This window comes from Chitinophaga varians (assembly GCF_014529945.1).
Classification (GTDB): Bacteria; Bacteroidota; Bacteroidia; order Chitinophagales; family Chitinophagaceae; genus Chitinophaga; species Chitinophaga varians.
This window is the reverse complement of record NZ_JACVFB010000004.1, coordinates 272,992-296,201: the sequence shown is the minus strand read 5'-3', so window position 1 is coordinate 296,201 and position 23,210 is coordinate 272,992. Positions and strand designations below refer to the sequence as shown.

Here is a 23,210-nt window from a genome sequence, read left to right as displayed (position 1 = left end):
GTCATCCGGTTTTTCTTTGCCGTGTTATGTAAATCTCTTTTCCATGCTGTAGATTTTAGTGATCAGGAAATGTGGATCATACCATTTGCCTGCCTGTTGAAATGCAGGCCATATACTTTGCTTAATATTTTCAGGATATCGTTGAGTGATTGGGAGTGGTCAAAAATGCCGCTGATCTCCATATTTTTCAGCTGTGCTTTTTTGAAAGAGAAAGTCACGCCGTAGCGGTTTTGAAGGGATATCGCCACTTCCGACAGGAAGTCTTTTTCAAAAGTAAGGCTTCCTTCTTTCCACAACATTTTGGTTTGTGCATGCACCGTCCTCACCTGCTGCGTGCCGGCATCTTCATTGATACGCAGCTCCTGGTCGGCCGTCAGGTAGGCGATACGGCTGCTGTCGGCGGACTTAAATACGGCCACCTTTCCGGAGGCCACCGTCACTTTGTATATCTGGGGTGCGGCATGTGCGCGGATACTGAAAGCGGTGCCCAGTACTTTGGTCCTGTAGCCACCACTTTCAATAATAAAAGGATGTCCCGGGTCAGGATGGATATCGAAGTAGGCTTCTCCCTGAAGATATACCGTACGGTCTTCTGTGAATGCTTCAGGATAACGCAGATGGCTGTTGGCATTGAGCCATACCACCGAACTGTCTGTCAGCGTGATTTTGGTCATCTGCCCGCCCTGCGTGCGCAGGTCCAGCATTTTGGCCAGCGGCTTGCGTGTTTTCATGGCCGACTGGTACCACCAGCCACCACCGGCAACCAGTGCAGCAGAGATAACGGAAGCGGCAATACGCCAACGCACGATGCGCGAACGACGACGGATAGTCAGTGTTTCGGGCTGTGGCGCCGCCATATCCAGCTGCGCCTGTACCGCCGCAAAGATGCGCTGTCCCAGCTCCTGGTGGTTGCCATCCTTTCCTTCGCCGGGCGTATGCAGCTGCTCGAACCAGTTGTTGAGCCAGATGGTTTCTTCCGGAGTGGCTTTTCCGTTGAGATAATTATCTATTAACCTGTTTAATTCATTCCTGTCCTGCATGGAAGTATTAATTACAACGCCGGCTGATGGCCGGTGTCAATCATACTTACCGCAAGCAGACGCTTACACCTACTCCAGGCTACGTTAAATTAATGTTACCTGCGGAGCGACAGGAGGATTAACAGCGTGATGTAGTCTTTCAGGTTTACCCGCATGATGCGGAGTGCTTTCACGAGGTGGTTGTTAACCGTTTTGGGGGAGATATTGAGCATTTCAGCGATCTGCTGTGTATTGAAGCCCTGTATCCGGCTCATGGTAAACACTTCCCGGCATTTATCCGGCAGTTCATTAATCCGTTGCTGGACAGCAGCATTCAGTTCATTAAAGGACAGTTGTTCCGTCGTGTTATGGGTAACTTCCTGCAAAGGGGCATGCTGCAGGTATTTATGATGGGACAACTGTTTCCGGTAGGTATTCAGTATCCTGTTTTTGGCGACGCCATATAACCAGGCGCCCACCGGCTTTTCAGGGTCCAGCTCCGCCCGCTGCAACCACAGGGCCACAAATACTTCCTGGGTGATCTCCTCCGCCAACGCTTTCCCGCCCAGCTTATAATAAGCCAGATCGTACTGCTTTTCCCAATAGAAATCATACAGCGCACGGAAGGCTTTTTCATCGCCCCGACGCAGCCTTTCTACCAGCAGCCCTTCATCCGGAAGTCCCCCCTTTTCGATAGCCATATGTTTCTTTTCCATTCAAAAGTAATCAGCGGCGGGTAAGATCGCATATAAAATAATTGTTAAGACGCCATTTCTGTTACCACTGCTATGTCAGTTCATCAAAAACAGCAAGATTCGGGTTGACCGCCATTACTGCGTTCTCCATTTTTACGGCTAAAAATATATGGACACAAAGCGCGTATTCATTCTTGGCACCACCGGTTATATTGGCGGCTCATTGGCGATTCATCTTCAGCAGCAGGGTTATGAGATCCACAGTCGGGTACGCAGGGAAACAGATGTGCCGCGGCTCAAAGCGCTGGGCATCACCGCTACGGCCGGTTTAATGACGGGTGACGCCGGTTTTACCGCCAAGCTGCAAGCTGCTGACATCGTGATCAATGTAGCCAGCTCAGATGATTCCTTTCTGGTAGCGACCATTCTCGAAGCACTGGAAGGCAGCGGGAAGATGTATATCCACACGTCCGGCGGCGGTATCCTCGGCGATAAGGCAGCGGGGCAATATGCTAACCCCAACGCATACACGGACATTATTGAAAAGCCGCTATTTGAAAGGGCCGCCCGCGTGCTGATCGACCGGGAAGTGATGCACTATGCGCAAAGAGGCATACACACGGTAGTGATCTGTCCTACGATGGTATATGGAAAAGGGCTGGCACTGAAGCAGGAAAGTGATCAGATCCCAGCCTTGATAAGAGAAGCGCAGCAACGTGGCAGCGCGGTAATGGTCGGCAAAGGCGTTCATCTTACTTCCAATGTACATATCATGGACTTATTATCGCTCTATGCACTGGCCATCACCAAAGCGCCTGCCGGATCTTTCTATTACGCCGAAAACGGACTCACCTCCTTTAAAGCCATCGCAGAAAGAATTCGTCACGCACTGGGACTGCAAAACGACGTAACATCCCTTTCCATTGGTGAAGCCATTAAGATATGGGGGCCTGCCATGGCCCATTTCGGGATGGGGTCCAATATTGTGGCCAGCGCCGAAAGAGCGCGGCAGCAGCTGGGATGGCAGCCGGTGCACAATAGCCTGCTGGAAGAGATAGCATAAACTGAAAAACGGTGGTGAAGGACTATTCCCTCACCGCCGTTTTATCCTGTAAAATCATCTTAGCGATCGCATCTTTCCGTTGGAAGCTCACGCCTTTATGGTCTTGTATATAACGAATGATGTCATACGCTGCTTTCACCATCTGCGGCGTACCGCCGATACGATCATGGAAACTGATAGACATTTGTCTGCGACGCTGCGCACTTTCCAGATACAGCTGGTCGAACTCCATCTTCACCTGCTCCACAAACTGACCGGCCGAGAAATTCTTTCCTTCGATCAGCAGGATATCATTGCAACGTAGCGTATAAGGCACCACTGCAAAATCTTTCTGGTTGACCTGTATCACAAATGGCTCATCTCTGCTCAGGTCATCAATATGATAAATAAAACCCAGCTCCTGTAATATCTTCAGGGTATTCTCACCCCTGCGCAGCCAGTTGGCATTGTACCCTATCGGCATCACCCCGGTTACCTCTTTCACGGCATCTGCGCCATCTTTGATAAACTTCTTTTCTTCTTCATAAGAGAGGTTATACTGCGAGCTCCAGTTCATTCCATGCGCGGCTGCTTCATGGCCGCGGCGAACGATCTCCTTCGCCAGCTCGGGATGGTTGAGTACTGCTGTGCCCACCATATGGGAAGTCACTTTGATGCCCAGTTTATCCCAGTTATCGAGCATTCTGGGGATACCTTCCTTATAGCCATATTGGTACCAGGTAGCTGCCGGCAGGTCACGATAGCCTTTTTGCATATTTTGCGGAAAGGGGCTCTCTGCATTGTCCGGCTGGCCACCGGCTTCAAACTGCATGGACACGGACACCACCAGCCGGGAGCCATCTGCCCAGTGAGTAGGATTGGTCATTGTTTTTGTTTGTTGATTATTGGAGAAAAGATGGGTAAAAGGTAAAACGCTGAGTGCGCCTGCGGCGCTGGTTTGTTTGATAAATGTTCTGCGAGTGCTCATACAATCGGGCTGTTTGTATACACAAATGTCGCCCGGTGAGGGTGTATAAATGTTGTACTTCTCACTGAAAAATCAGTAAAAATAAAAGATATAAAAAGCAAAAGTGCCGCAATAGTCACTATTTCGGCACTTTTATGATATAGATATTACGCATGCACCTTCACCACTTCCAGGCGCGTGCTCACCCCTACTCTTGTTAAAGCATTAATAGAGATGATGGCCATGATCAGATAAGAGATATAGGTTTCATCAAAATATTGCAAAGCCAGCTGATAGGTTTCATCGCTCAGTCCGTGCTGATGAATGAGCGTGATCTCTTCTGTCATGGCCAGTATCACTTTCTCTTCGTCCGTAAAGAGGCCTGCTTCACGCCAGCCGCTGAGGACAAACAGCCGCTGGCTGCTTTCTCCGTGCTGCAGTGCCGTACGGTTGTGTATATCCATACAGTAAGTACAACCGTTGATTTGTGCTGTACGTATATCGATCAGGTCTTTGTGGGATTCCTTCAGGGGACTGTGGGCCAGAAAAGTGTCCATCGCCAGCAGGGCTTTATATCCTTCAGGGATTAACTTCTTCATATTAAGACGTTGACTCATGGTGATTATTTTTTAGTACACCACAAAACTACAACGCCCTTTTCCGGAAAAACTTAAGGTGGATTAAGAAATACGTCTGGCCCTTAGTTCACTGAGATATTCCGGGGTGAGGCCCAGATAGGAGGCCAGCAGGTGCTGCGGTATCCGTTGCACGAATTCCGGGAAATTACGGCTGAAATGATGGTAGAGCTCCTCTTTGGTATAATCTCCCTGATAGCGGGTACGATACTGGGCGGCCGCATGGGCTTTTTGATGTACCATCCGGAAATAACGTTCCATCTTCGGGAAGCGGGCCAGCATCGTTTCGCGGTCTGCCACGCCGATGGCCAGTACTTCGGATTTCTCCACGGCCTGTATATAGAATTCAGAAGGTATTTGTAATTGCAGCGAAGTATAGTCCGCCATCCACCAGTTTTCAATCGCAAACTGGATCGTCTTTTCCACGCCTTTGTTGTTGACAAAGAACAACCGCAGGCAACCTTTCAGCACAAAATAATCATATCGGCAGACCTTTCCTTCTTCCAGGAGATTGACTTTTTTAGCCGCGGAGATGGGCTCAAAATAAGCGAGGATAGAAGCCAGCTCTTCATCACTGACCTCTACAAACTTACGAACGTGTTGTTGAAATACGGAGGACATGGTATCCCAAAAATACCACAAAAATTGCCAAAAGCCTTATCTCCCGGTATGATGAAATCACTGCAAGGCGCCTTTTGCAGTGACAACCATCATCAAAACGCTCCGTAACGCAATCCACCGTCAACTCCTACCATGGTGCCGGTCACATATTTAGCCCGGGGAGACACCAGGAAAGTGACCACATTGGCGATATCCTGCGTTTCACCAAAGTCGCCCAGCGGTATTTCTTTCGAGGCAAATTGCTGGCGTTCTTCGCCCTGAAAATAAGGCCGGATATTTTCCGTATCTATCAGCCCTGGCTGCAGGTTATTGACCCGGATACCGTATTTGCCTACTTCTCCGGCCAGCTGCTTAGACCACACCACTACAGCCGCTTTAGCCACCGATGAAGCATTGATGGTCCGCAACTCGAAAGTGCTCGTGATGTTCAGGATAACGCCATCCCGACGTTCTATCATTTGAGGGAGAAACTGTTGCGTCAATTGCCGCAGGCGATCAAAATGCAGCAGAAAAGAGGCATCCCAGTCTTTATCCGCACCGATGATGTCCAGCGGTACGCTTTTGCCGGCATTGTTCACCAGAATATCCACATGCCCTAATCCCGCAAATGCCGCGGCGGCTATCTTCTCCGGCGCATCCGCCGCCATAAAATCCTGTGATAATATCACCGGTTCTACACCACCCGCTGCCAGCACTTCTTCGCGGAGGCTGTTCAACAAATCTTCGTTTCTTCCGGTGGCTAATACTTTTACACCTTCTGCGGCCAGTTCTTTTGTGATGGCACGTCCCATACCCTGACTAGCACCTGTTACTACGGCTGTTTTTCCTTTTAAATAGAGGTCCATAACTGTTGTTTTGAAATTCTTTGTAAAAGTAAATGGCATCCGCTAATTTTATGTTGCATACCATTAATTGTGTGGTACAAACAAATATGTGCGTAATGGCAAACAGAAAACAAAATTCAACCTATAGCCGCAATGAACAATGCATCACCGGCTGCGACCTTACCTATGCTATTTATATGTTGGGTGGCAGATGGAAACTCCTGATACTGGATAAGCTCGCCAAACGCACGATGCGCTACAGCGAGCTTAAAAAAGAGTTTTCGTATATCACTGAACGTATGCTGACGTTACAGCTGAAGGCCATGGAACAGGACGGACTGATTAAACGGACCGTTTATGCGGAAGTACCGCCCAGAGTAGAATATGAACTAACAGAGACCGCGCGGGAACTGGAGCCTATCTTAAGTCAACTGAGCAGCTGGGGCAACAAACAGCGGAAAATCGCGCAACAGGAAGCAGCGGTTAGCTCTCCCAGCTGATTTCAGCCAGCTGCCGCTGTGCTGTCCATTTCAGCACCAGCAGCTGGTTACAGGGTTTGCCATCGACATCGATGGTGTAGTCGAAAATAGCAAAATGAGGAGTATCATATTTACCATCAGGATAAAAACCCACACGCTTTAGTCTCAGCTTATGAAGCAGCACGACTAACTTTTCTTCATCACTATCTGTATCTCCTACGATACCAGCCAGCTGCTCTTCGTATAGCGCTTCTATATAAAAACGGAGGTAGTCCCGCGTTTCACCTTCGCCGGTATTGAAATCATGCTGAATAGCCCCCATATTCTGCGCATCCAGCTGCCCGATGTCCAGCAGCCACGACTTGATAAGATCAGCCTTCTCCTCTGCAACGCTGGTATGCTCAAAGTTCAGGTCAAATTTCACCCCCGATGCAGCAGTTGCTTCGTAGTATTCATCCAGCTGTGTCAGGTTAATTTCTCCAAAGTAGGGTAACAGATATGACATGCGTTATTTCTTTTCAAGTTCTTTGATACGGGCCTCCTGCTGCAACAGTTGCTGCTGAAGCTTTTCTATCTTCTTGTTTTGTTCTATCAAATATAACGTTAGTTCATTGATCTTTTTCATTTGCTGCTGTTGCATGGAGCCCAGACTCATACCGCCCTTCGTCATTTCCGCATCGGCCGGCGTATCCGGCAGCCGTTTGTTTTGCTGAATATGTTTCTCCACTGTCTCCAGTGAAGGCAGTACATAAGTGGCATCGAATACATTAGTCGCTGCCAGGCTGGTGCTGCCGGGGACGATCCTCACTTCTGTGGCAGTGATAACACCGGCCACGGCAAGCAGCGACTGTGGCGTTGAAGTACCGATACCTACATATCCATTGGGATTGATGCGCATCCGCTCTGTAGCGCCGGTTCCCAGTACAATATTCTGATTCATCTCGGGAACCAGTGAATATCCTGAGAGTTCAATAAAAGACTTTGTATTAACATTGGTACCGCCTCCGGCGGTCAGCCTCAGAAAGCCATCATCCAAGCCATAGTGGTCTCTGCTACGCGCACGGATCTCCTTGCCAGTTCCGGCTGTAAGAGGAGGGCGGCTATCCTGATTATTCAATCCCCCGTTGATGGTCATGCCACCAGTCATCAATTGAATTTTAGCGCCGGGATCTTCAAAATCGTTTACTGTAGTCCCTTGTACCTGCATAGGCGTAGCGGTTTTCATGATTTCTTTGGTCTGTGCGTAGGTTGCATGACAACATAACACTCCCAGGGTAAAGGCAAACAAACATGCTTTCATAGGTATTTTATCTATTTTGTGGGCGCTAATGTAAATAATTTCCACTTTATCTGTTATACCGAACTGAATATGCCCATCGCTACCTCCTATTTCATCAAAGCCCAAATCCCCGGCACTACGCTTGAACAACTGCTGCTCCTATACAAACGGGAGATCCGTATTGGTGGCGCCGATGAGGTATATATAGAAAATAACATGGTGAGATTTTCAGGGACTGCTTTCAGGATAGGTCGTCATCCGGGTAAGTTTGCCGATTTTACCGATGGCAAATTAATCATCACGGAAACATCCACCGAGTACCTCGTGTCTCTCGAAGCATCATGGCCCAAAACCATCATGTTATTCAGTGTTTTTTTCACCAACCTGAGAAACAACCTGGAACAGGAACTATGGGGACTCCGCTAAACTTATCTGCTACCCGCCACGCGAAGATATACGATCAGGCTTCTCATTGCTGCTACCGTCATGCTGTCCCTGAAATGATGGTTGCCCGCATGGTTGTAGTCCCGCGCTACCGCAAGGGCATAGGGATCTCCTGCCTGCTCCAGCGCTTTGCTGTCCTGGATATACCGGATAAAGTACTGCGTAGAGGGTGCCGGCATTCTGTCAAACAAACCGACCAACAATTCGTTGTGAAGGACACCTCTTTTGGGTGAACGATGACAGCTGCTGCAATACTGGCGAAAGAGCGTTTCGCCCTGCTGAAAGCCAGCCACCAGTTTAATGTTGGTGCTATCCGTTTTAACAGGTACAGGCGGCGCCTGGTGGCAGGCGCTATGATAGATCAGCCCGATGGCAGTCAACATACAGAAAAGGTAGGGACGCATAAGGTAATGGATGTTACCGTAAAGTACTTTTATTCCTCCACATTTCTTTTTATCTTTTTGCCGTACAATTTCACTCCTATGCATAGATTCTCACTCCTGGCATTGCTGCTATGGCCGGCCATTACCTTTTCGCAACTGAAGAAAAAGCCCGATGCCCGGCTGCAGCAGGAACTGCAGCAGATTGCTGATAAATTCAAAGGCACCGCCGGTATATATGTGCAACAGTTGGCTACAGGCGAATGGGCCGCTGTCAACGCAGACACCATTTTCCCTACCGCCAGTATTGTGAAGATTCCGCTGCTGGTAGGCCTGTTCGATAAACTGGACAAAGGCGAACTCGGTTATCATCAGACACTGATATACCGCGATTCCGCCAGAAGCGGTGGCTCAGGCCTGATGCAATTTTTCAAAGACAGTTCCGAAACGGAGGTAAGCGTACTCGCGGCCTTAATGATGGCTTACAGCGACAATACCACCTCCCTCTGGAACCAGCAGCTGGCAGGCGGCGGCGCTGCCGTCAACGCCCTGATGGAGAAATATGGCTTAAAAGACACCCGCGTAAATTCCCGTACGCCCGGCCGGGAAGAAAACCGGAAAATATATGGATGGGGCCAGACGACCCCACGTGAAATGGCTACCCTGGTGACAAAAATATTCCGGGGAGAAGTGATCAGCCGCCCTTCCAGTGAACGGATGTACCGCCTGATGACCAAAGGTTATTACGACGAACAGGCGCTCACACAGATCCCGCCATATGTGCAGGCTGCTGCCAAAACCGGCTCTGTCAATGAATCCCGTTCGGAAGTGGTGCTGGTCAATGCACCTCATGGAGATTATGTTTTCTACATCGGCACCAAAAACATCCAGGACCAGCGCTGGGTAGCCGATAACGAAGCGGTGAACATGATCCGGGAAATTTCTGCGCTCCTCTGGAAACATTTTGAACCTAAAAGCAAATGGACGCCCGTGTTCAGGAAAGACAAGTATTAAATAACTTCAAAAGAGAAGCCCCGGCACAACGTGTCGGGGCTTCTCAGTTTTAAACCGTCTTATTTCCTGATCAAATGCTTATCAATCAGCTGCATCAGCTCTTCTTTATAAATCTTGCTCACCGGTATCTTGTGCGTGCCAATGGTGATTTCATTTCCTGCCAGTGACTGTATTTTGTTCACCGCCACGATAAACGATTTCTGTATCCGCAAAAACCGGCCTGCAGGCAACTGTTCTTCTACCGATTTCATGGTGGCCAGCGTCATAAACTTGCCCTGCCGCGTGTTGATCGTTACATAATTTTGGGTGCCTTCTATGTAAAGAATATCGTCGTAGTTGATTTTTTCATAGCTGCTATTGCATTTGATAAAGAAAAAATCCACCTCCGGCGCAGGGGTATGTTTGACCGTGAACATATCCCGCGCGCGGTTGACCGCACGCAGAAAACGTTCGGGCGTGATGGGCTTCACCAGATAGTCCAGCACATTCAGCTCAAAACCTTCCAGCGCAAAATTCGGGTACGCCGTGGTAATGATCACCAGCGGAGGAGAGGCCAGTCCTTTCAGAAAATCGATGCCCCGGATACGCGGCATTTCAATATCGAGGAACATCAGGTCTACCTTTTCACGTGCCAACATCTGACTGGCTTCCATCGCATTACAGCAAACGCCGAGCAAGTCCAGGAAGCCTGTTTCCCTGACCAGCAGCTCCAGCCCTTCTCTGGCCAGTGGTTCATCATCAACAATAATACAACGCAGATTCATATTATTTTTAAGGTCAGTTTTACTGTAAAAACAGCATCACCCGGGGTGATCTGTAAATCATAATTTCCTTTATAGATCAGCTCCAGCCGACGTTTTACATTTTCCAGTCCGATACCGCCTGCACCATTCAATACCGGCCGGCTGGCGATCGGCTCCACGCTATTCTCCACTTCCAGCAGGAAATTATCATCTTCGTAATCCAGTTTCAGCCGGATATGGTTATCCTGACTGGTGTAGGTAGATACATATTTGAAGGCGTTCTCCACAAAAGGGATCAATAGCAGCGGCGCAATGGAAAAATGGCGGACATTCTCCCCTACCTGATAATCCAGCTGCAAGGCCTTCCCTTTCCGGAGTTTCTCCAGTTGCACATAGTTGTTCAGATACGCTATTTCCTTTTCTATCGGTATCGTTTCGGTATTGCATTCATACAACTGATACCGCAGCATGTCTGCAAAAGTGGCCAGCGTTCCGGCCGCCATCTCCTGGTCCTTGCGGATCAGCACATAAATACTGTTAATGGCATTAAAGAGGAAATGCGGGTTCATTTGTGATTTCAGGAACCGCAGTTCATTTTCTGTCCGTTCCTTTTCTGCTTCCCGCTGATGCCGTTCCGCCTCCAGTTTATCTTTGACCGTTTTAGCCGCGATGAACACAAAACAAACATAAAAGTTGGTCATCGATGTAAATACCGCAAAAGAGAAAACATTGCCCAGGTGCGCCTGTGGATGATCTGATCTCACCAGCGTCAACATCACCCAGGCATTCAGCAGTGACATGGCCCCCCAGAGCGCGGCTGCGGACAGGGAAAACCGCCAGTACTGCCTGCGGTAGAAATACTGCGGCATCAGCCAGTAGATAATGGAATACACCAGTATAGCCTGAAGAATCAGCCATATGCCGTTGTTACGCAGGGATTCCCATACAGACACATGATAGGTATTGCACGTGGAATAGGTCCAGAAGCTCAGGCTGCACACCCAGAAAAGGATATGCATCCCCCTGTATTTGGTTAAAAATTGACGCATAAGTTAGGCAAAGTAGCATGCTCCGGGGAAGTTAACAACATTTATTGACGAAAACAGGCTGCGGATGGATTAAATGCCCTATCGGGGTATTCCCGGGCACGCTGGTGAACTACATCTCCTTAAAACACTATTTCATACCCCATAACCACCTTTTCGTCAAATTGATTTTTATCCTCCCTGCGGAATAATTCACTTTGTGTCAGCATTACGATAAAAACAACTCCATATGACACCATTTTTTAAATACGTACCTGTCCGCATTTTTACGCTCGTTTGTCTGTATCTGGCCATGATCAGGCCCGAAGTATATGCGCAGCACCATTCCTTCGGCGTTAAAAAAGAAGGGAAAGGCAAAGTCATTATTTTCATCCCCGGCCTGTATTGCTCCGGCGACGTGTGGGACAAATCTGTGGCGCATTACCGCGATCACTACACCTGCTATGCACTGACGCTGCCCGGATTTGCCGGACAGCCCCCTATTCAGTCAGACAGCCTGATGACAACTATCACGCGCGAGCTGGCAGGATTTATCCGTGATAACAAACTGGAAAAACCGACTATCATCGGTCATAGCCTGGGTGGCTGGATAGCGCTGCAGCTGAGCATCCTGTACCCTGATCTGCCAGGTAAAGTGGTGACCGTCAGCGCTGGTCCTTTCTTCCCGGCCTTCTTCATGGGCCCCGACGCCACTCCGCAACAAACGCGCGAAATAGCCACTACCATGCAGAAAAGCATGGCCTCCCAAACACCGGAACAAACACGTGCCAGCCAACTGATGATCCTTCCCAGCCTGATCACCGACAGCATCAACCGCATCCCCGTCATGGATATGGCTATGCGCAGCCACGCCCCTACCCAGGCACAGGTGATGTATGAACTGTACACCACCGACCTGCGCCAGCAGCTGAGCCAGATCACCTGCCCCTTGCTGGTGCTGGCAGACTGGATAGGCTATAAAAACTATGGCATCAGCCGTGAAATGGTGCTGGGAAATTATCGTTCACAATATCAGAAAGCACCACAAGCGGCTATTTCGATGTCAGATGATGCCCGCCATTTCATCATGACCGATCAGCCTGAATGGTTCTTCAACCAGGTAGATACCTTCCTGGGGCGCTAACCGGAAACCCTGTTTAAAGCATACAGCCGTCCCACTACGGAGACGGCTGTATGTTTTTTTAAGCGGGCTGCCCGGGGCTAACCGGCACGGTTATTTCCCGGAAAGTATCTTTCTCCGCTTCACATACCGAACAACAATAAGCGGGAGGCAAACTGGCAAAAGGCGTACCCGCCGGCACCTCCTGCCACTCATCCCCCACCGTTTCATCGTACACGGTCAGGCAGCACACGCACTGATGTACCTTCCTCATCGCCTCCGCTCTTACCACGGGCGATTGCTGCGCTTTCACAAAATGTTGCAGCATGTCCGTCTCGCTCTTTTGCTCGTAAAATAATTTACACAGAGAGGCCACGTAAGGACCCAATTGCTCTTTGGAGACATCTTCCCGGTAAGGTATCAGCGCAGAGGAATTAGCGTTAAAACCATCGGTATACAGGATATCATACCGCTGCATATATTTCAGCTTGCTGCCATGGCGGCTCGCTTTTCTCCGGATAATAATATTGCCGAACAGGCTCGTCTGCTCCTGCATCCGGATACTGAAACACAGGCCATAGGTGCGCACGTCCGCCACATCAAAATGCCGGATAATATAGCGTTTCAGAATCAATCCGTCTTCACTGTTGTCTTCCACCTGCCAGTTCAGTTCATTGGCCGCATGCCGCACATTAATACCATATTTCCCCAACAGATAATCCCATAGATACCGGTGCGCGGGATCAATATTTTTTATCACCAGCGACTTCCAGGGCGTATTATACAATTGCCCCGTGCGCGTTTCCAGACAAAGCCGGCACACCTCCTTTAAAAAAGGGACCGGAAAGGTTTCATCCCGGCGATAGATGCCCAGCCAATAACTGTTGTCCTGCTTATTAAACCCTTCATAGTAAGGCAGATGGAAAGCGGGAAACTCCGGCTCAACGCCGCTCTCCTGAAAAACGTAAGGAAGGAGTGCTTTGATATCGCTGAAAACAGCCGCCGGCTCCAGTCCCCGCAACATCAGCGTTTCCGTCGCTTTACTAACAGTGGCGATGCTATTGGTATAAATCAGCTCCGGCCAGCGAAACAGCTCCTGGCTGCCGGGCAGCCGCAGGTACAGGTGCCAGTAATGTGTGGTATTGGACGATATCCAGTTGATATGCCCGGTAAAAAGCGGCACAAACGTCTGTTTGCTGTCGCAGATATTGACCTTTAACGCCGGCAGATAATCAAACTGATTAAAAACATCTTTATAAATCCCCTCTACCAGCCAGGTATCATGCAGAAAAATACCGGCGGCAGGATAAGTGCTTAGTATATTGGGATGCGCTGAAAAGTCTATCTGACGGTCATTACAGGCAGCCTGAAAAGCAGACAGCTGTTTATCCGGTACATTTAGCAGCAGCTGCTGCCGCAGCCCAAAGCGTATGTGCGTCACCGTCGCCTCGGCTGCTACCTCGAGTAAATCCAGCAACACGCCGGGAGGAATGATGCCACCTCTGAAATTGACGGATATAGTATGTGTTTGTCTGGCCATGGTTACACCGGAATAGATACCGGAACAGCGAGGCTTTTTTCCAGTATTGATTTGATTTCTGAGCGACAGCTGCCACAGCCCATCCCCGCGCCGGAAGCCTGGCACAGCTGCTGCAGCTGATGACAGCCGGCGGTAATCTTCTCCTGTATGTTCCCCTCCCCTACGTTACCGCAGGAACAGATGAGCCGTCCGATCACAGGCGTCCCTTTTTTGCCGGAGCGTAATAACTCCAGCCGCTTGTCTGACAGCTCCATGCGTTGCTGTATGAGATCACGGAACTCCGGGAACTCAGATTTATCGCCGATCAGGATAGCACCGACCAGCCGGTCCTGATGAATGATACATTTCTTATAATAACGTTTGGCTTTGTCGATAAATACCACTTCTTCATAAGCCGGATCATCGGGTGTCTCCACCATGCCCAGCGAACAGAAATCGGCGCCGTGCATTTTGAGGATATTCATCGTCAGCGACCCCTGATAGTAACTGCCGATATCGCCGTTCAGGTAGCGGGCCACTACGGCGGCCTGCTGTTCGGCCGCAGCGGTGATGCCATACAACATCCCTTTGAAAGAAGCGATTTCTCCCATGGCAAAAATATCCGGATCAGCTGTCTGCAGGTATTCGTTCACGATCACACCACGGTCACAGGGCAGCTGCAAGGCTTTTGCCAGTTCGATATTAGGCACGGTGCCAATAGACATTACCACCGCCTGACAGGCAATATAGCGGCCGCTTTTCAGGTGGATGCCTTCCAGCTGGCCCTGTCCCGAAAAACGGTCCACCTCATCGTTGTAGTAAATCTCAATATCACGGTCCGTCAGCTCCTGATACAACAACTGACCGCCCAGCGTGTCCAGCTGCCGGTCCATCAGGCGGGAAGTACGTTGCAGTAATCCTACGGCTATGCCCATCTCTTTCAGCGACGCTGCCAGCTCAATGCCCAGCAGCCCTCCGCCGATGATCATCACTTTTCCGTTGTCTGGACGGATATGCGCTTTGAAGGCATCCGCATCCTGGCGCGTACGCATGGTGAAGATACCGTCCAGCGCCGGTACATTCCGTAAAGTAGCTGCACGGCTGCCCGTAGCCAATATCAGCAGGTCATACGTATGTTCGTTGCCGTTACTGTCCATCACCACCTTCCGGAAGCGGTCTACATCAACGATGCTGATACCGCGGTGCAACGTGACGCCCGTTGCCTTTTCTTCGCTGTGTGTCATCTTCACCAGCTGCTTCCACGATTGGGAACCACTGATATAGTCCGGTAGCATCACCCTGTTATAGAACGGCTGGTCTTCTTTGCCAAAAACCACCAGTTCATCGGTGGTATTCAGTTCGCGGTATGATTTCACAAATCCGCAGGCAGCGGCGCCGGCGCCAATGATCACAATTTTCTGTACCGGTTTCCGGTAACGTGCTACCTGCACTGCCGCAAACTTAAAATCGGGCTGTTTGGAAATAGGGTCCAGTCGTTTGCTGGTAATATTGTTGGCTCTGTGCAAATCGTTATTCAGTATTCGTCCCCAGTGCATGGGCAAAAACACTACGCCTTTTTTGATCGTGTCACAACATCTGGCTTTCACCCGCACCTCACCCCGTGCATTCGTTACCGTTACAATATCGCCGTCGTGGATGTTCCGTTCAGCAGCATCATCGTGGTGTATCTCCAGAAACGCGCTATTGATATGCTGTTTCAGCTTGTTCACCTTACCGGTTTTACTCATCGTATGCCATTGATCGCGGATACGCCCGGTAGTGAGGATGAGCGGCCACTCCGGCGTCAGCGGCTCTGACCGGTGTTCATCGCCAAAACTATGGATCACGGCCCTTCCTGCGCCGGTATAAAAACGGTGATCGGTAAATAGCCGCGGCGTTCCTTTTCCATTGAGGTAAGGCCACTGCACACTGCGTTGCGCTTTGAGTATGTCGTAATTCAGTCCGCTGATATCGATATTCGTACCCGCAGTCAGTTGCACATGTTCCTTGTAGATATCTGCTGTCGTGGCATAATCGAAGCCTTTATAGCCCATCTTCTGCGCGAAACGGCAAATGATGTCCGCATCCGGTAGCGCCTCTCCCGGCGCCTCGGTAATTTTTCCGAGGTAACTGATACGGCGCTCTGCATTGGTCATAGTGCCTTCTTTTTCTGTCCATGCCGCGGCGGGCAGCACTACATCAGCATAACGCAACGTTTCCGGTCTGGAAGAAATTTCCTGCACTACCACATACTTCGCCTTTTGCAGGGCCGCTTCCGCAAAACGCACATCTGGCTGGCTCACCAGTGGATTGGTACACATGATCCAGATCGCTTTCAGGCGACCGTCGTGCAGTGCGTCAAACATTTCCGTGGCGGTAAGGCCTGGCTTTTCGGAGATAGTGGTGCCGCCCCAGAACTGCTGCACCTCCTGGCGATGTGCCGGATCACTCAGCAGCCGGTGTGCCGGCAGTAAGTTGGACAGGCCGCCCACTTCGCGGCCGCCCATCGCATTCGGCTGACCGGTGAGCGAGAAAGGGCCGCTGCCGGGCTTTCCGATATGACCTGTTATCAGGTGGAGATTAATCAGACTAAGATTTTTATGCGTGCCGGCAGCGCTCTGGTTCAGGCCCATGGTCCATAGCGACATAAATCCGCCTGCTTTGCCGATCCACTCCGCCGCCGTATAGATGGCCGCCGCCACTATACCGCAGATGGCCGCCGCTTCCTCCACACTGCGTTGCATCACCGTTGTTTCGTACTTCAGATAACCTTCCGTGTGCGCGTCAATAAAACCCGGATCGATATCTCCGTTTTCTATCAACGCCCTGCCAATAGCATGATGCAACACGATATCTGTTCCCGGATTGATTTGCAGATGCAGGTCCGCTATGCTGCAACTTTGTGTTACACGCGGATCGCTGACGATGATCTTCAGACGGGGGTTGGCCGCCCTGGCCGCTTCCACGCGCCGCCAGAGAATAGGATGGCACCACGCCGGATTAGCACCCGCTACCAAAATACAGTCAGCCTTTTCAATATCTTCATAAGTACCCGGCACCGCATCTTCTCCCAGCGCCAGCTTATATGCCGCCACCGCACTGCTCATGCAGAGACGGGAATTGGTATCGATGTTGTTGCTGCCAATAAATCCTTTTATCAGTTTGTTGACAACGTAATACTCCTCGGTGAGACATTGTCCTGATGCATAGAACGCCACTGCATCCGGTCCATGTTTCCGTATGACGGACGCGAACACGGCAGCGGTCCTCTCCAGGGCCTGGTCCCAGCTAACGCGCTGCCGCGGCAGGTTCCGGTGGTACCGCATTTCAGGGTACAATAGCCTGTCCGATGTATCCATAACGGTATAGTGCAGGTTCATTCCCTTGGAGCACAGCATGCCTTTATTCACCGGATGATCAGGGTCGCCTTCCACCTGCAGCTTCCCCTGCCGGTCTTTATGGACCAGTATCCCACATCCTACGCCGCAATAACAACAGGTAGTTTTAAGAGGTGGCTGCATAGTTCTCTTTTTATTAATGATCAGGAAACCACTACCGGCGCGTCGTCCACAGTAACGGCTGCCCGCTCGGCTTTGGGAGCAAAACGGGTAAATAGTACCAGTCCCCCCACCGCCATCACCGTCATGCCGATGTAACTAAATGCATCGATGTACGTGAGATGGTCTGATTTAAATAGAAATCCAAACAGCATACCGCCGATATTACCGCCGGCGCCAACAATGCCATTAACCAGGCCTGCATTGCGCGTACTGAGAAAAGGCACGATACCGTAAGTAACGCCGTTGGCCATCTTCAGGAACAACGCAAAACTCAGCATGGCAACAATGGCCATTCCCAGCGAACCGGCGCTGGCAAATAACAGCAGGCCGGCGCCTTCCATGATTAGCATTAATGCCAGCAGCCATCCCTTCCCTTTGATGCCTGCTTTGGCCCCGGCTCTATCTGCGGCCATGCCACCCAGGGCACGGGCAAAAAGATTCATAAATCCGAAAACGCCGGCCCAAAAACCAGCGCTGCGTTGCGACAAATGAAAGGTATCCACAAAATGCAGCGAGGCTACGTTATCGAAAGTGATCTCCATGCCAAAACACATCCCGTAAGCCAGGGTAAGCACCCAGATGCGCCAGTCGCGCAGCACCGACCAGTCGATGCTGGTCGCTTTTTCAGCACGAGGTATCTCCTCAAAATTTCCTTCCGGCGTGTCCTGGGTATAACGGTAATACAGCCACGCTACGCCCAGCATCATCAGCCCCGGCAGTATCATGGCATAACGCCAGGCTTCTGCTTTCGTATAACCGAAACCCACAATGGCGGCAAAAACCAGCGGCATGACCATATTGGTCACCCCGCCGCCGAGGTTGCCCCATCCGCCGGCAATGGCATTGGCCGTACCTTTGATGTTGGGTGCAAACATCAGCGAAGTATGGAACTGCGTGATCACAAACGACCCTCCTATTACACTGATGGCTAAACGAAAAAGTAAAAAAGAAGTATAGTCTTTTGACAAGCCTACCAGAAAAACAGGCAGGGAGCCCAGTACCAGCAGACGTACGGCCGTTTTGCGCGGCCCCCACAGGTCACACAGGCGGCCAATTAACAGTCGGGCCACAATTGTTCCTGACACGGAGGCAATCATAATATTGCCAATCTGCGCCTTGCTGAGTCCCATGTCTTCCCGAATGGTGGGCATCAGCGGCGCGAGGCCAAACCATCCGAAGAAACAGACAAAAAACATGAGCCAAGTGATGTGGAAAGTCCGCATCTGTACTGAGTCTATACGAAATATGTTCAGTTTGTCGAGAGCAGGCATATTGATTGAATTAGGTGGTTATTGAATCATTTAATCAGCCATTCAGGATGTATATTGACCGTCACGTAAGCCCAGTTGTTATTACCCGACGCGTTATTGACCTGTTTTATCAGCGCCAGGGAAGGCGTACTCCAGAAGTGGCCGTAACCGGCTTCAAAAGCAATCATACTGGTGAGTGTATACGCCGCCGTTATATCCACTTCGGTACCTAGTCGTTTACTGTTGCCGCTAATGGCTGCTGCACTGAAGAATTCATGCACATCCGCGCCGGCAGTGAAGCGGCTGCCGGCTTTCCACTTGCCCCTGAGGTAGTAGTCCTGCAACCCTTTGTTGGCAAATGGACTGGCCACATAGAAATAATCCATATAGCCCCAGAACTTGTGAGGAGTGCCATAAAGCGGATCAAAATCGGGAGCGGTAAAGTCGGCGCCTCCTCCGGCACTGAAATGCCGGTTGAAGCCATATTGCAGGTACCCTGTCAGCAACGAACCGCTGATATCCTGCCCGCTGCTGTTGGCGCCGCCCTGATAATAAGCGGCGGCCGTCCATGACAGACGGTCATACTGCCCTGTGTAGTATAGCCCGGTAGTATAACGGTTATACACTGCTGCTGCCCACTTTTTCTGCGCCGGAGTAACGGTCGTGTCTATATGAAATTTCGGAAACTGGTCGGCCAGCAAAAGAAAAGAAAGGTTTCCCTGATTGATTTTTCGGGATACATATACAAATTCCAGGCTTTTATAGGCAGCGCCGCCATTCGTGTTGGCGGCATAGTTACCGGCAGGCGTCGGATTGTATACCGTTCCCGCCGCATTTTCTTTATTCTGGTTAAAAGCCAATCCTGCATGGGCGGTCCATGTGGCCGTTTCATACTTTACCAGCAGCGCATCGTGACGACGTCCCTGCTGCAGCCAGTCGAGATTGCCCAGCAACCGGCTGTCATCATATACCAGTTCCTGCCGGCCTATCTTCAGTGCCAAACGCCGGTCCTTTACCACGGTATCCGTCAGCAGGATTTCGGCCCAGGCTTCGTGCAGCATGAAGCCGTTGTTATCGGGAGTGGTCGTGCGGTTAATAGTGGATGCATCCTGTCCCCAAACGCGTGTGTCCTGTACCGTTAGTCCCAGCTTCAGGCGGTAGGTGTTGAACCCTGCCATCAGGCGGGTACGCTGGGATGTAAAAAAAGCGGGAGATGCCCCCTGTGGTTTGGGAGCGCCCTGCCCGTCGCGCAACTCTGTGCGGGTGCGCAGCTGGGCACCTATTGTAAACTGGCCATAGCCGTGCTGCGACAGCAGCAGACCCGGTAGTATCCACGGGATACCGCCATGAAACCATTTTTTCATGTACCTTTGGTTGATTTTATTTGAGCCAATCAATATAAGATCCGGAACCCGGCCAGCCTGCCCGCTGCCGGGTTTCACCTTATACTGCTACCATTGCTGTTTCTTCATTCACTCCGATATATACCTGTCCGTCGACGACCTTTACCGGATAAACGCTGAGTGAGCATTCCGCTTCATCTGACAGACAACGTCCATCAATCAGCGAAAATGTTTTTTTATGAAAGGGACAAGCCACTTTGGGTTCATCCTTTACCGTGCCGGTCATACCCCGGCTCAGGGCCATCTGTTTGCGGTGCGGACAAAGGTTCTGCGTGGCATACCACTGGTCTTTGCGGGCAAAATAAAATAGGGCGATTTGTTCTTCTCCGTATTTTACGCATACACCGCCGTTAGACGGTACATCCGACGCCTTACACGCCAGAAACCAGTGAATCGTTGTTGGTGATATAGACATAGCAGTACATTTTAATGATGAGATCATTTCCACTCTGCGGCTTTCTTCTGGTTACGCAGGGTTTCGAATTTTACAGTAGGGTCCTTCTCTTCCGGTGAATTCACAAAATGGGAAAAACGTTTCCGGAGCTCGGAATTCTCCACCACTTCCTTCCATTCACATTTGTAGCTGTCTACCAGCAGCTGCATTTCTCCTTCCAGCTGCGCGCCGATACCCAGACTGTCGTGCACCACCACATTGCGGAGATAGTCGATGCCACCATCCAGTTTATTGAGCCAGGTGGCCGTGCGGGTCAACGGGTCAGCTGTTTTAATATAGAACATCAGGAAGCGGTCAATGTAACGGATACACGTTTCGCTGTCCAGATCAGCGGCCAGCAACACCGCATGTTGAGGCTTAGAGCCACCGTTGCCACATACGTACAGGTTCCAGCCTTTCTCTGTGGCGATAATGCCGAAGTCTTTCGATTGCGCCTCCGCACATTCGCGGATACAGCCGGAAACGGCCGATTTGATTTTATGCGGCGCACGGAGGCCGCGGTACCGCTCTTCTATGCGGATGGCGTAGCTCACGCTGTCGTGCAGCCCGAAGCGGCACCAGGTAGAGCCCACGCAGCTCTTCACGGTCCGCAGTGCTTTGCCGTAAGCGTGGCCGCTTTCAAAACCGGCATCTATCAATTCTTTCCAGATCAGCGGCAGGTCGCTGAGGTGTGCGCCAAAAAGATCGATACGTTGGCCGCCAGTAATTTTGGTATAGAGATGATATTTTTGGGCGACCATCCCGATGGTGATCAGTTTCTCCGGCGTGATCTCTCCGCCGGGAATACGCGGCACGACCGAGTAGGTGCCACCTTTCTGAATATTGGCCAGATAACGGTCGTTGGAGTCCTGTGCCGTATCGTTGCCCTGCGCCAGTATCATATCGTTCCACAGGCTGGCCAGGATAGAAGCCACTACCGGCTTGCATACTTCACAACCTTCCCCGTGGCCGCAGTGGTCGAGCACTTCATCAAAAGAGCGGAGTGAATTAATTCTGATGATGTCCAGCATTTCCTGCCGGGAATAAGCGAAGTGCTCGCAAATCACGCTACGGATATACTTCCCTTGTGATTTGAGCGTAGCCGTGATAATATCTTTCACCATAGGCGCGCAGCCACCACAGCAGGTACCGGCTTTTGTACATTTTTTGATGTCATCGAAAGACTCATGACCGGCCATTACCGCCTCACCGATAGCGCCTTTGCTGACGCTCTCGCAACTACAGATCAACGCCTCGTCGGGAAGGCCGTCTACGCCCGCGCCGGTGGAGGCGCCGTCTTTTGCAGGCGGCACTAACAACGATGCCGGATCTGCGGGCAAAGCCAGTTTATTTTTCACCGTTTGCAGCAGCATGTTATAAGCGCTGGCTTCTCCTATCAGGATGCCTCCCAGCAGCTGCTGTCCGTCAGGGGTAATGTCGATGCGTTTGTAGACGCCTTTGAGCCGGTCTTCAAATACAATACTGTGGCAGTCACCCGCGGGTGAAAAAGGATCGCCGAAGCTGGCCACTTCCACGCCGATGAGTTTGAGGCGTGTACTCATATCAAATCCCGTGAAAGCTTTCATTTCCCCACAAAGATGTGCGGCCACCACTTCCGCCATTTCATAACCCGGTGCCACCAGGCCATAGATCATGTTCTGATAAAGGGCGCATTCCCCGATTGCATAGATAAACGGATCGGCAGTTTGCAGTTGCTCGTTCACCACAATGCCTCCCCGCGGACCGGTTGGCAGTCCTGCCGCTATGGCCAGTTCATCACGCGGTTTGATGCCTGCTGATATCACCAGCATATCTGTTTTCAGAAACGTGTCGTCCGTAAACTGGAGGCCGTTCACACTTTCTTCTCCGGTTATCTTTTTGGTGTTTTTGCTGGTGAGCACTTTCAGGCCCAGCTGTCCCAGTTTTTCCTGTAGCAGCAGAGAGCCCTTATCATCTATCTGCCGCGGCATCAGCCGGGGTGCGAATTCCACCACATGTATATTCGTAATGCCCAGGTCCAGCAGGGCTTTAGCTGCTTCGAGCCCCAGCAGTCCCCCACCGATTACCGCTCCACTCCTGGCATGGGGCGCATAGGCCTTCATCATTTCCAGGTCTTCGATAGTGCGGTAAAGGAAGACGCCTTTTTTCTCCACGCCCGGTATGGGCGGTACAAACGCGGCCGAGCCGGTGGCCAGGACGAGATAGTCATAGGTTTCCGTGATGCCGCTGTGAGAGCGGACTGTTCGCTGTTCCCGGTCGATAGCGACTACCGGGTCTGCCAGATGCAGCCGGATGCCCTGCTGCTCGTACCACTCAGTGGTGGCCAGTAAAAGATCGGCGGTATTGTGTTCAAACCAGGAGGTGAGGTGTACACGGTCATAAGCTGGACGGGGTTCCTCACCGAATACGACCAGTTCAACAGGTGCTTTCGCGGATTTGGTGAGCATCTTTTCGCAGAATTTATAGCCCACCATGCCATTTCCAATAACCACGATTTTCATGGGAGGAGATTTTGGATGGAGAATTAATATTAAAATATATTAAATATGATATCTTAACTACAAACCACTATCGTTTTTGTTTCTTTCTCTCTATTTTCATGATGAAATTAATCGTTTTCATTTTATTTTTAAACAGTAAAACTTAAAAATATTCATATTAATTTATTTACTATATATATGAAAAATATCATTTCTCTTCACCAGCGAGGATTACAAAGCATCCAAACAGATTGCTTATCTCAATAATCATCGGACAC

General features: G+C 50.6%; 22 protein-coding genes. 5 read left to right on the top strand and 17 right to left on the bottom strand.

The window, feature by feature from the left end; translation table 11 throughout:
- Positions 1-62: 62 nt before the first annotated feature.
- Together ICL55_RS21435 and ICL55_RS21430 are read right to left on the bottom strand one after the other, a co-directional pair.
- The gene (locus ICL55_RS21435; RefSeq protein ID WP_188101172.1) at positions 63-1,040 is read right to left on the bottom strand and encodes a FecR family protein; all 978 of its coding nucleotides are present in this window, start codon (positions 1,038-1,040) and stop codon (positions 63-65) included.
- Between the two features lie 95 nt (positions 1,041-1,135).
- Positions 1,136-1,735: an RNA polymerase sigma factor gene (locus tag ICL55_RS21430; protein WP_188101170.1), complete on the bottom strand. Its 600-nt coding sequence runs from the start codon at positions 1,733-1,735 to the stop codon at positions 1,136-1,138.
- 148 nt (positions 1,736-1,883) lie between these two features.
- Here ICL55_RS21430 and ICL55_RS21425 point away from each other — a divergent pair, with 148 nt between their 5' ends.
- A complete protein-coding gene (locus ICL55_RS21425; protein ID WP_188101168.1) occupies positions 1,884-2,777 on the top strand; it encodes an NAD-dependent epimerase/dehydratase family protein in 894 nt (297 codons plus the stop codon).
- A 22-nt stretch (positions 2,778-2,799) separates the two neighbouring features.
- Here ICL55_RS21425 and ICL55_RS21420 read toward each other — a convergent pair whose 3' ends face one another.
- From ICL55_RS21420 to ICL55_RS21405, 4 genes are all read right to left on the bottom strand, one after another.
- Complete coding sequence (locus ICL55_RS21420) at positions 2,800-3,744, bottom strand: polysaccharide deacetylase family protein (protein WP_188101166.1); 945 nt, start codon at positions 3,742-3,744, stop codon at positions 2,800-2,802.
- A 146-nt stretch (positions 3,745-3,890) separates the two neighbouring features.
- Entirely contained in the window at positions 3,891-4,322 is a 432-nt protein-coding gene (locus ICL55_RS21415; protein ID WP_246496471.1) for a carboxymuconolactone decarboxylase family protein, read from the bottom strand.
- Positions 4,323-4,403: 81 nt separating this feature from the next.
- Positions 4,404-4,979, bottom strand: a complete 576-nt coding sequence (locus tag ICL55_RS21410) for a Crp/Fnr family transcriptional regulator (protein WP_188101161.1) — start codon at positions 4,977-4,979, stop codon at positions 4,404-4,406.
- A gap of 92 nt (positions 4,980-5,071) precedes the next feature.
- On the bottom strand, positions 5,072-5,824 hold the full coding sequence (locus ICL55_RS21405; RefSeq protein ID WP_188101159.1) for an SDR family NAD(P)-dependent oxidoreductase: 753 nt from the start codon (positions 5,822-5,824) through the stop codon (positions 5,072-5,074).
- Between the two features lie 95 nt (positions 5,825-5,919).
- Between ICL55_RS21405 and ICL55_RS21400 the strand changes: the two genes are divergently transcribed.
- The gene (locus ICL55_RS21400; protein ID WP_188101157.1) at positions 5,920-6,303 is read left to right on the top strand and encodes a winged helix-turn-helix transcriptional regulator; all 384 of its coding nucleotides are present in this window, start codon (positions 5,920-5,922) and stop codon (positions 6,301-6,303) included.
- On the opposite strand, the gene ICL55_RS21395 is transcribed toward ICL55_RS21400, so the two are convergent.
- On the bottom strand, positions 6,287-6,787 hold the full coding sequence (locus ICL55_RS21395) for a DUF2004 domain-containing protein (RefSeq protein ID WP_188101155.1): 501 nt from the start codon (positions 6,785-6,787) through the stop codon (positions 6,287-6,289). The genes ICL55_RS21400 and ICL55_RS21395 overlap by 17 nt on opposite strands.
- Before the next feature lie 3 nt (positions 6,788-6,790).
- Entirely contained in the window at positions 6,791-7,582 is a 792-nt protein-coding gene (locus ICL55_RS21390; RefSeq protein WP_188101153.1) for a hypothetical protein, read from the bottom strand.
- A gap of 18 nt (positions 7,583-7,600) precedes the next feature.
- Between ICL55_RS21390 and ICL55_RS21385 the strand changes: the two genes are divergently transcribed.
- Positions 7,601-7,987 carry a hypothetical protein gene (locus tag ICL55_RS21385; RefSeq protein ID WP_223151536.1) on the top strand — a complete coding sequence of 129 codons (387 nt, stop codon included), beginning with the start codon at positions 7,601-7,603 and terminating at the stop codon, positions 7,985-7,987.
- Positions 7,988-7,989: 2 nt separating this feature from the next.
- Here ICL55_RS21385 and ICL55_RS21380 read toward each other — a convergent pair whose 3' ends face one another.
- A complete protein-coding gene (locus ICL55_RS21380) occupies positions 7,990-8,409 on the bottom strand; it encodes a c-type cytochrome (RefSeq protein WP_188101149.1) in 420 nt (139 codons plus the stop codon).
- A gap of 78 nt (positions 8,410-8,487) precedes the next feature.
- Here ICL55_RS21380 and ICL55_RS21375 point away from each other — a divergent pair, with 78 nt between their 5' ends.
- A complete protein-coding gene (locus ICL55_RS21375) occupies positions 8,488-9,399 on the top strand; it encodes a serine hydrolase (RefSeq protein ID WP_188101147.1) in 912 nt (303 codons plus the stop codon).
- A gap of 59 nt (positions 9,400-9,458) precedes the next feature.
- On the opposite strand, the gene ICL55_RS21370 is transcribed toward ICL55_RS21375, so the two are convergent.
- Together ICL55_RS21370 and ICL55_RS21365 are read right to left on the bottom strand one after the other, a co-directional pair.
- The gene (locus ICL55_RS21370) at positions 9,459-10,163 is read right to left on the bottom strand and encodes a LytR/AlgR family response regulator transcription factor (RefSeq protein ID WP_188101145.1); all 705 of its coding nucleotides are present in this window, start codon (positions 10,161-10,163) and stop codon (positions 9,459-9,461) included.
- The gene (locus tag ICL55_RS21365) at positions 10,160-11,161 is read right to left on the bottom strand and encodes a sensor histidine kinase (RefSeq protein WP_188101143.1); all 1,002 of its coding nucleotides are present in this window, start codon (positions 11,159-11,161) and stop codon (positions 10,160-10,162) included. Before ICL55_RS21365 ends, ICL55_RS21370 begins: the two co-directional genes overlap by 4 nt.
- A gap of 256 nt (positions 11,162-11,417) precedes the next feature.
- Here ICL55_RS21365 and ICL55_RS21360 point away from each other — a divergent pair, with 256 nt between their 5' ends.
- Complete coding sequence (locus tag ICL55_RS21360) at positions 11,418-12,311, top strand: alpha/beta fold hydrolase (protein ID WP_188101140.1); 894 nt, start codon at positions 11,418-11,420, stop codon at positions 12,309-12,311.
- A 58-nt stretch (positions 12,312-12,369) separates the two neighbouring features.
- Here ICL55_RS21360 and ICL55_RS21355 read toward each other — a convergent pair whose 3' ends face one another.
- The 6 genes from ICL55_RS21355 to nirB form a co-directional block, all read right to left on the bottom strand.
- A complete protein-coding gene (locus tag ICL55_RS21355; protein WP_188101138.1) occupies positions 12,370-13,827 on the bottom strand; it encodes a rubredoxin in 1,458 nt (485 codons plus the stop codon).
- A 2-nt stretch (positions 13,828-13,829) separates the two neighbouring features.
- A complete protein-coding gene (locus tag ICL55_RS21350) occupies positions 13,830-17,327 on the bottom strand; it encodes a nitrate reductase (RefSeq protein ID WP_188101136.1) in 3,498 nt (1,165 codons plus the stop codon).
- Between the two features lie 20 nt (positions 17,328-17,347).
- The gene (locus ICL55_RS21345; RefSeq protein ID WP_246496470.1) at positions 17,348-18,562 is read right to left on the bottom strand and encodes an MFS transporter; all 1,215 of its coding nucleotides are present in this window, start codon (positions 18,560-18,562) and stop codon (positions 17,348-17,350) included.
- 101 nt (positions 18,563-18,663) lie between these two features.
- Complete coding sequence (locus tag ICL55_RS21340) at positions 18,664-19,980, bottom strand: alginate export family protein (protein WP_188101132.1); 1,317 nt, start codon at positions 19,978-19,980, stop codon at positions 18,664-18,666.
- A 79-nt stretch (positions 19,981-20,059) separates the two neighbouring features.
- On the bottom strand, positions 20,060-20,434 hold the full coding sequence (gene nirD, locus ICL55_RS21335; RefSeq protein WP_188101130.1) for a nitrite reductase small subunit NirD: 375 nt from the start codon (positions 20,432-20,434) through the stop codon (positions 20,060-20,062).
- Positions 20,435-20,457: 23 nt separating this feature from the next.
- Entirely contained in the window at positions 20,458-22,953 is a 2,496-nt protein-coding gene (gene nirB, locus ICL55_RS21330; RefSeq protein ID WP_188101128.1) for a nitrite reductase large subunit NirB, read from the bottom strand.
- Positions 22,954-23,210 lie beyond the last annotated feature (257 nt).